We start from the raw sequence: 7,899 nt of genomic DNA on the forward strand, positions 1-7,899 counted from the left end.
AAGGTCCAGTAAAGAAACCATCCTCACTTCAACAATCCATTCCAATGAACAAGAAAGAAAAACTATATCATTTGTGAGGTACTAACTATTTTTACATAGATAAAAAACAAAAAATTTGGTCGGAAAAATTGCGGTGGGGCTTTGTGTGGTAAGGCTCTACCGTTTTTTGTATGAGGGAGTTATGCAAAAAATAAGAATGGTTAAAAATGGTAAATAATGGGTGGTTTTTGCATTATTTTTTGCATAACTTTAAGTGGTGTTTGATCGGTTTTTAAAATGATTTTAAAAATTTAAAATGGTTTTAAACTAGGCTTTTACCAATATGTACCACACGCCCGATAATTTGTAGGTTTTGAGCATCTTCATCAGATATAGCGATTGGGGGGTATTCGTCCTTGTTGTCACTTACAAGCTCAACTCCATCACATTTCATCTTAACCCGCTTAACCCATATATTTTCGCCGTGTTGGATTAGATAGATTTTATCATCACCTTTGATTTGATTACGGTTTAGATCCACAAGTAGTTGATCACCATTATTGATAGTCGGCTCCATTGAACGCCCATTAGTCCAAAATACGGCACATTTATCAGGGTTTACTCGTAGGCTTTGTAATAGGCTATCTGCATAAGGCTCTTTGCCATCGGGTTTGGTTACCCCCTCATTAAAGCTGCCAAATCCCGCAGAAACGTTGATACTGCTATAACTGGAAATCATTGTTACTGCATTTTCCGTTAAATCTTTTACTTTCTCTACCGCTCTTTCGATAGTTTTTTTAGGTTGATCGTCTTCGCCTGTGAGCAGGTAGTTTGGCGTAACGCCCAATTCATTAGCGATAGTAATAATCATTGATGCCTGTGGCTCACGTTCGTTCATTTCCCAGCCTTGTAAAGCTGATAATGATACATCAACTGCCTTTGCCAACTCTGGACGAGTTAAATTTAACCTTTCCCTTTGCTCTCTAATCCGATTACCTATCAAGGAATTATTTTTAAACTTTGAAGCCATAACTTTAAAAAATCCAATGTTAATTTTTAATGTTTTTAAAGTTTAAAATTCAATTTTAAAATCAATAAGTTATGGAAAGTTACTGTTAAATGATTAAAAAATAACTTTAAAAATTGACTTTTAAACTTTACGCAATTGATTTTTGAGTTTATTACCTCTTGCGTTAAGTCAATGGAGTTAATCAATGAGTACATTAAACGACACTAAAAAAACAGCAGAAGATTGGCATAGAGCCGACATCATCGCTGCTTTACATAAAAAAGGCTGGTCGCTTAGACAACTCTCTTTGCAACATGGATACAGTCAAGGAAGCACTTTAAAAAATGCACTAGACAGACCATGGCTTAAAGGTGAACGCATTATTGCTGATGCAATTGGTGTTCCTGCCGAAGAGATTTGGGCAGAGCGTTTCGCACACCGTAACAATAAAAAATTCGCTGAAAGATAGCGTAAAGAGGTTTTTATGAGTGGAAACAACTTAAAAACGCACTTTTCAGCAAAAGAATTATTAGCTTTTAGTTTATCCGCTTTACCTAATTCTGTGCAAGGAATTATTTATCAAGCTAAAAAACAAAATTGGGCAACGCAAAAAAGAGTTGGTCAAGGTGGCGGGAATGAATACGCCCTTGCATCAATGCCCGAAGTTATCCAAACCGAAATCCGTAAAAAATTTGCGGTTGATGTGGTGAAAGCTCAGCCCAAACAACTCCCCTCAGTGCGTGCAGAAGTGGATTTGGCGAACCTAACTACAAAACAACGCGAGATAGCAGATGCTCGAATGGCGTTGGTGCAGTATGTGCTAGAGCTTGAGCAGTCAATGAGCCGAATTAAAGCGGTGACTTATTTATGTGATCTTGCAAAAAATGGCAAGCTGCCCTCACACCTTGCTGAGCTAGTTGAAGTGGCAAATGCCAAGAAATCGGTTAAACGAACATTAAGCGTGCGTACCTTAAATGGCTGGGTGATTGATTTTTGCAAAGCGGAAAACGTAGAGCAACGCTTGAAATTGCTTGCTCCACAAGTGAAACAGGCGGTCAAGCCTGAAGAGATTTGGTGGCTAACCTCTTTTTTAGGTGTTTACCGTCAGAAAAATGGGATTTGTTTAACGGAAGCCTATCGTCAATTTGAAGTTGAATGGGCAAGTAATTATCAAGAAAACCCGATTTTACTCGCAGAAATGCCAAGTTTGAGCCAAGTGCAACGAGCGATGGCAAAGCTACCTCTCTATGTAAAAGAGTATGGCAGACGAACAGGCTCACATTACAAAACGTTATTGAGTTATGTAAAGCGAGACTGGTCAGCATTAAGAGCAAATGATGTGTGGATTGGGGACGGTCACGCCATGAAACTGAAAGTGGCTCACCCAATACATGACAAGCCATTTACCCCTGAATTAACCATGATTATTGATGGTGCAAGTCGAAAAATTGTGGGGTGGTCGATGGCATTAGCGGAAAACGCTTTTGCAGTAGCAGATGCACTACGCCACGCCATATCAACACATGGTGTCCCAGCTATCTACTACTCAGATAACGGTGGTGGGGAAAAGAATAAATTTTTAGATGCGGAAGTAACGGGGATGTTACCCCGCTTGGGTATCAAGCACGAAACAGGGATTGCGGGTAATCCGCAAGGGCGTGGGATTATCGAAAGATTAAACAAAACAGTGGGGTTATTGATTGCACGCCAGTTTGAGACTTACTACGGCACAGGAGCTGATCCTGAAACCACTCGCAAGGTGCTTTATGGTGTGAACTCTTTGACTAATGCGAAAGGCACAGCGCTTACACCAGTGCAAAAAAGAGCAAAAGGCAAGCTCCCGAGTTGGCAACAGTTACTGGATATGGTGCAACAAGTAGTCGATTGGTACAACCAAGAGCATATCCATAGCGAAATTAGATGTGTGCCAGCTAAGAAATATCAGCAGATGTTACACCCAGAAGATGTGGTCATGCTGACGGATATTGAGTTGCGTGATATGAGCCGACCTGAGTTTATCCGCACGCCTGAGCGAGGTTGGATAAGTTGGTGTAACAACAAATATTTTAATACCAAATTATTAGCGGTAGACGGGCAAGAAGTAGTGATTGGAATTGATATCCATAACGCCGAAAGCATACAGGTGCGAACCAAAGACGGCAGATTTGTATGTGATGCGATTTGGAATGGTAACACAAGAGAAGCCTTTCCAGTGGCGATGGTGGAACAACAGCGTAAAGAACGCCATCAACGTCGCAGTAAGCTCAAAGAACGACAATTGGCAGAGATTGATGCGGAGCTTAATCCTGTTATTACGATTGAGCATAAACCTGATTTTAACTTGTTGGCAACAGCAAGTAAGCCGAAAAAAGAGCCTGTGCCGCTTTTTATGTTGCAGGCAGATAAAGAAGAGTATTAGAAAAAGAAGTTAGCAGTGGGGAGCTAAGGCTCTAGCTTATTCTTCTCGCAAAAATCGTAATACTCACGAAAAGCCTTGTGGTGCAAATTGCTTATTTCACAGGTGGGTTCTTGGCAAAAACCATGCAGTGTTGATGTTCTTAACTTGTGAATAAATAAGTGGGCATTTAGTAAAAACTTAGGATCTTTATATAAGAGACTTTCTTCAACTTGCTCTTGTAGGTTGTTAATGCAGTCTTGCGTGGTGGTTAAATCAACGGCTCTATTTTCTGCAAGTATTTGCATTAAATCAGCAAGCCAAGTTTTTAGTAATTCATTTTCGTGATGAAGTCTAGTGATAGCGTTTTCAGCTTGTTCTAGGCGATTTAATAGTTCAGTAGAGCTCATAATTTTTCCTTTAAATAAGAAATTAACAAATTATAGGAGTTTTCAAAATGAAAAATCAACAGCTTAAAGAATTTATGCAAGCCCAAGGGTTAGGGCAAAAGCAAGTAGCGAATGCCTTTGGTGTATCTGTGACAACGGTGAGCCAGTATCTAAGTGGTAAATATCAAGGTAACTGCGAAGAATTAGACCGCAAAATAGATGAAATGCTCGAACGCCAGAAAGCTAAAGTAGTTGAGGCTAAATATAACGCTGAATTTGTACCAACTTTAGCAGCAAAACGTGGAATGGAAGTGATGCAGTTTGCTCATGTGGAAGGCGAAATTAATGTGATTTTTGGGGCGGCAGGCTTAGGAAAAACGCAAATGTTGAAAGAGTACGCTCGAAGAAATAGCTCTGCTGTGTTGATTGAGGTTGATCCGAGTTGCACACCGAAAGTGCTACTCCGCAAGATTGCGGAATCGGTCGGGGCAACGGCTCGTGGAATTAATAACGAGCTCTTAGACAGTATTGTAAGCAAACTTAAAGGCTCGGAGCGGTTGTTAATGGTGGATGAAGCGGAGTTGCTCTCTACTCGCTCGCTAGAGTTTATCCGCCGTATCCATGATTTATCAGGTATTGGGGTGGTGTTGGCTGGTATGCCTCGCTTGTTGGTTAATCTCAAGGGTAAAAATAACGAGTTAGCACAGCTCTATAGCCGAGTGGGTTTTGCGTGCGATTTGGGTAATGCCCTACCTGATGATGATTTAGCGTTATTGGCTGAATCTGCATTAGGTACAGATGAGTTTAACGCACCACTGATTAAAGCGTGCAAAGGTAATGCACGCCGATTAAGCAAACTGATGCGTGGTGTGGTGCGGTCGAGCGAAATCAACGGCATCCCAATTAGTGCTGAGTTGGTTGAGCGTTATGCAGGTATGTTGATTAGTTAGGTGGGCAGATGACGTACCGTCAAATTTATGCGGCGTACCGAGGAGATGAGAACGTGGCAGACGGTACGGCGGAGGAGTTAGCCAGTAAGTTAGGGGTTAAGCTCAAAACCATCAGGAAATGGGCGACACCAAGTTATCACAAACGCAATAAAGGTCAAAGATTGATTATTGTCAAAATTGGAAAAGAGGAGGTTTAGGGTGAGAGATAAACATAAGCAAAAATATACTATAAACCGTGCGAATCAAATCGCTTACAAATACCTAAAGCAAACACAAAAAGCAATTATCCATTGCAATGCCTTAGGGTTTACGGTGTTAAAAATTGATTTTATGGGGATTAAACCGCGAATAGAGGTACAGATAAGTGGCAATCAAAGCATAGTTAATGAATTGATAGAGTCAAGAAAAGCGGTGAGATATGCCTTTGGGAACAACGAAAACCTAGGACGTTGGGAGGGATACTACACAATGTTAGAGGGTATCCGAGTTTGTTGGCAAAGTAAAAGACAGGAGTAATAAATGCAAAAAATACTGATTATTTTAACCGCACTTTTAGCCTTATCTGCTTGCGATGAACCATGGCAGAAAACAGAAAGAAACAAAACTTACTACGGTGGTTTACTTGGGCGAATAAGTGAGGTTTGCATTGATGGTGTGACTTACCTAGTAGTGAATGAAAAAGGCATCACCCCGAAAATCAACGCAGACCACTACCCTTATATCTGCAATGCTAAAAATACTGATATACCACAATAATAGGAGAGAAAAATGTGTGAACCAATAACTAAAGAAGAATGCAAAGCTCAACTTGAAGAGTTAGGTGTGCAATACAAAAAACTGCCACTCACTATAACAAAACATATTTGTAATGCAACCACTGAGATATATGGAAAAATCTTTAAGGTTAGCATGGTAGAGCGAATTGGCTATGGAGTACAAATCAGAACAGAAGGCAATGAGAAATCTTGTCTAGTGACTTACGAAGCTATGCTGAATATAGCAGAAGCAATGGGATTATTTGATGAAGATAAGGAGTAAAAAATGAGCAAACAAGTGATTAATGGCAAGACCTACTGGCAAGATGCAAAAGGAGGTTTAGTGCCTGACGAAATGATAAAGCAAATCGACAAAGAGCGAGATGCTTTAGTGCAAAAGTGGATTACTAAAGCCAAACAGCTACATGAGCAGATGGTTGATTTTAAAGGCAGTATCTTGGTGATATCCAAGCCTTTGTTGAATTATCCGCTGAAAAATACGATGCCAAATTAGGTGGTGAAAAAGGCAATGTCACATTATTTAGCTTTGATGGCAAATACAAAATCCAACGAGCAATTAGCGAAACGTTGCAGTTTGATGAGCGTATACAGGCAGCTAAAACGCTTATTGATGAATGTTTAGCAGAATGGTCGAAAGACTCTCGTCCTGAGCTTAAAACCATTATAGACAGAGCATTTAATGTCGATAAAGAAGGTAATCTAAACACAGGCAGAATCTTAGAGTTAAGACGAGTAGAAATCCAATACCCACGTTGGCTTAATGCGATGCAAGCCATTATTGAAAGCATACAAGTGGTTAGCTCTAAGTCTTATGTGCGTTTTTATGAGCGAGTGGGTGATAGTGACCAATATCAACCGATTAGCTTAGATATTGCAGGTGTTGCAAATTAAAGCCCTTTTCAACGCTCTTTAAACCTGATTTAAGGGGCGTTTATAAAGTGTTTTAACCAACAATAAGGGAGGTAAATTATGCCTAAATATTTAATTAGAGCTGAGTGTTTGGTGGAATTTTTAGTCGACGCAGAAAGCCTAGAAGTGGCTATGGCACTAGATTGTGATGCCTTAGATGCACAGCCAAAAGAAATTAATGAAGTGTATCACATTTATGAGGGGGAAGAACGCTAATGCTAAACCCTGAAGAAAAAAGAGCTATCAACGAAAACATAGCCTACTGCATAGAGCAGCTTGAAGAGGCACAAAAATACTTACGGGATGGCGATATCAATGCATCCCATATTTTTGTAGCAAACAGCTTTAAAAGACTGCAAAACGTAAAATTAAAATTACAGATAGGGGGGAATCAAAAATGACTCTTAAAGAAGAACTAAAGCTAGTAATTAATGCTCATTTACCAAAGGCAGTATGGGGAGAGGTGGAAAGAGTTAAATATTACTTAACTTTCCCCTTTGCCACTAAATCCATTGATAAAAAAATGGCGATGAAGATTAAATCCTTGAAAGGTGTAAGTAAGTTTTATGCTCGCAGACGGAAAGATAAAATGGTGTTTGTATTTATATTTTCAAAGAGATTTTTTGATTGATTGGGGTGATATAGATGAATAAAAGAGACCGATTACTTAGCAAAATTAAAAAATTGCTTGCTTTATCTAAATCAGCTAATCCACACGAAGCTGCTACAGCATTAAGACAGGCTCAAAAATTAATGCAAGAGCATCAAATACAGCAAAATGAGGTAGAAATTACTGAAAAAGCAAATCCACAAAAATTTGCCCAAAAAGCACCACAATATATTCATAACCTATGCGGTGTGATTAATAAAGCATTTGGTGTGAGTTGTTATTTGCAAGGCGATGGTTACCCAATTAAAAGCCATGTAGTATTTTTTGGGCAAGATGAACGCTCTGAAATAGCCTCTTATTGCTTTGATGTGCTGTTTAGACAATTAAATACTGCTCGTAAAGCCTTTAATACTGGACAAAGCAAGCGATTAAAGAGGAGTACATTGATTAGTCGTGCAGAAGCATTTTGCGAAGGTTGGGTAGATGGGATTTATCAGTCTGTTAGAGAATTTGCACTAAACCTTACAGAACAAGAGAAAACGGCTTTAGCGAATTATCATCAAATCTTGCGTGAATAGCGAAATTTTGCAGAAAGTAAAGTGCGTTCGGTGGGTGATACTTGCGAGAGAACGGGGGATAGTGCAATGTGGCAAGGCTATCAACAGGGTAAGAAAGTAAAGCTAAACCATGGTGTTAAAGGTAAAGAGCAAACAAAATTAACGATGAAATCATAGGAGAAAAAGAAAATGAGTGAATTATTTGATGAACATAACCCAAAAATCTGTTTAGAAGTAATTTTTAAAAATAGTCATGAAATTTACGATGTAGTGATTGATGCTAATACAAAGGTATTAGGAGGAAAGTTGAGCCTCTCCCATAATT

Annotated in this window: 14 protein-coding genes and 1 pseudogene; 13 read left to right on the forward strand and 2 right to left on the reverse strand. The window is 39.3% G+C overall.

What is annotated here, in order from left to right; genetic code table 11:
- Positions 1–301: 301 nt before the first annotated feature.
- Positions 302–1,009, reverse strand: a complete 708-nt coding sequence (locus tag B0186_RS11110; RefSeq protein ID WP_078219501.1) for an XRE family transcriptional regulator — start codon at positions 1,007–1,009, stop codon at positions 302–304.
- A 184-nt stretch (positions 1,010–1,193) separates the two neighbouring features.
- Between B0186_RS11110 and B0186_RS11115 the strand changes: the two genes are divergently transcribed.
- Entirely contained in the window at positions 1,194–1,457 is a 264-nt protein-coding gene (locus tag B0186_RS11115) for a helix-turn-helix domain-containing protein (protein ID WP_078219503.1), read from the forward strand.
- 15 nt (positions 1,458–1,472) lie between these two features.
- Entirely contained in the window at positions 1,473–3,407 is a 1,935-nt protein-coding gene (locus B0186_RS11120; RefSeq protein ID WP_078219505.1) for a Mu transposase C-terminal domain-containing protein, read from the forward strand.
- Between the two features lie 23 nt (positions 3,408–3,430).
- Here the strand turns inward: B0186_RS11120 and B0186_RS11125 are convergent, their stop codons facing one another.
- Positions 3,431–3,793: a hypothetical protein gene (locus tag B0186_RS11125; protein WP_078219506.1), complete on the reverse strand. Its 363-nt coding sequence runs from the start codon at positions 3,791–3,793 to the stop codon at positions 3,431–3,433.
- A gap of 47 nt (positions 3,794–3,840) precedes the next feature.
- Here B0186_RS11125 and B0186_RS11130 point away from each other — a divergent pair, with 47 nt between their 5' ends.
- From B0186_RS11130 to B0186_RS12175, 11 genes and pseudogenes are all read left to right on the forward strand, one after another.
- The gene (locus B0186_RS11130; protein WP_078219508.1) at positions 3,841–4,722 is read left to right on the forward strand and encodes an AAA family ATPase; all 882 of its coding nucleotides are present in this window, start codon (positions 3,841–3,843) and stop codon (positions 4,720–4,722) included.
- Positions 4,723–4,730: 8 nt separating this feature from the next.
- Positions 4,731–4,919 (forward strand): hypothetical protein, encoded by a 189-nt coding sequence (locus B0186_RS11135; protein ID WP_078219510.1) that lies wholly within the window; start codon positions 4,731–4,733, stop codon positions 4,917–4,919.
- 1 nt (position 4,920) lies between these two features.
- The gene (locus tag B0186_RS11140) at positions 4,921–5,238 is read left to right on the forward strand and encodes a hypothetical protein (RefSeq protein ID WP_078219512.1); all 318 of its coding nucleotides are present in this window, start codon (positions 4,921–4,923) and stop codon (positions 5,236–5,238) included.
- A 3-nt stretch (positions 5,239–5,241) separates the two neighbouring features.
- Complete coding sequence (locus tag B0186_RS11145) at positions 5,242–5,478, forward strand: lipoprotein (protein WP_078219514.1); 237 nt, start codon at positions 5,242–5,244, stop codon at positions 5,476–5,478.
- Between the two features lie 12 nt (positions 5,479–5,490).
- Positions 5,491–5,760, forward strand: coding sequence for a hypothetical protein (locus tag B0186_RS11150; RefSeq protein ID WP_078219516.1), 270 nt, complete (start codon positions 5,491–5,493; stop codon positions 5,758–5,760).
- A 3-nt stretch (positions 5,761–5,763) separates the two neighbouring features.
- A pseudogene (locus B0186_RS11155) lies at positions 5,764–6,389 on the forward strand (DUF3164 family protein).
- 78 nt (positions 6,390–6,467) lie between these two features.
- Positions 6,468–6,623 carry a hypothetical protein gene (locus tag B0186_RS11740; protein ID WP_158077984.1) on the forward strand — a complete coding sequence of 52 codons (156 nt, stop codon included), beginning with the start codon at positions 6,468–6,470 and terminating at the stop codon, positions 6,621–6,623.
- Positions 6,623–6,808 (forward strand): hypothetical protein, encoded by a 186-nt coding sequence (locus tag B0186_RS11160; RefSeq protein ID WP_078219518.1) that lies wholly within the window; start codon positions 6,623–6,625, stop codon positions 6,806–6,808. Before B0186_RS11740 ends, B0186_RS11160 begins: the two co-directional genes overlap by 1 nt.
- Entirely contained in the window at positions 6,805–7,038 is a 234-nt protein-coding gene (locus tag B0186_RS11165; protein ID WP_078219520.1) for a hypothetical protein, read from the forward strand. The genes B0186_RS11160 and B0186_RS11165 overlap by 4 nt, the downstream gene beginning before the upstream one ends.
- A gap of 14 nt (positions 7,039–7,052) precedes the next feature.
- Complete coding sequence (locus B0186_RS11170) at positions 7,053–7,595, forward strand: DUF2786 domain-containing protein (RefSeq protein WP_235817235.1); 543 nt, start codon at positions 7,053–7,055, stop codon at positions 7,593–7,595.
- 21 nt (positions 7,596–7,616) lie between these two features.
- Positions 7,617–7,751 carry a hypothetical protein gene (locus B0186_RS12175; RefSeq protein WP_268875300.1) on the forward strand — a complete coding sequence of 45 codons (135 nt, stop codon included), beginning with the start codon at positions 7,617–7,619 and terminating at the stop codon, positions 7,749–7,751.
- Positions 7,752–7,899 lie beyond the last annotated feature (148 nt).

Origin of the sequence: Canicola haemoglobinophilus, assembly GCF_002015075.1 — a bacterium.
Lineage (GTDB): Bacteria > Pseudomonadota > Gammaproteobacteria > Enterobacterales > Pasteurellaceae > Canicola > Canicola haemoglobinophilus.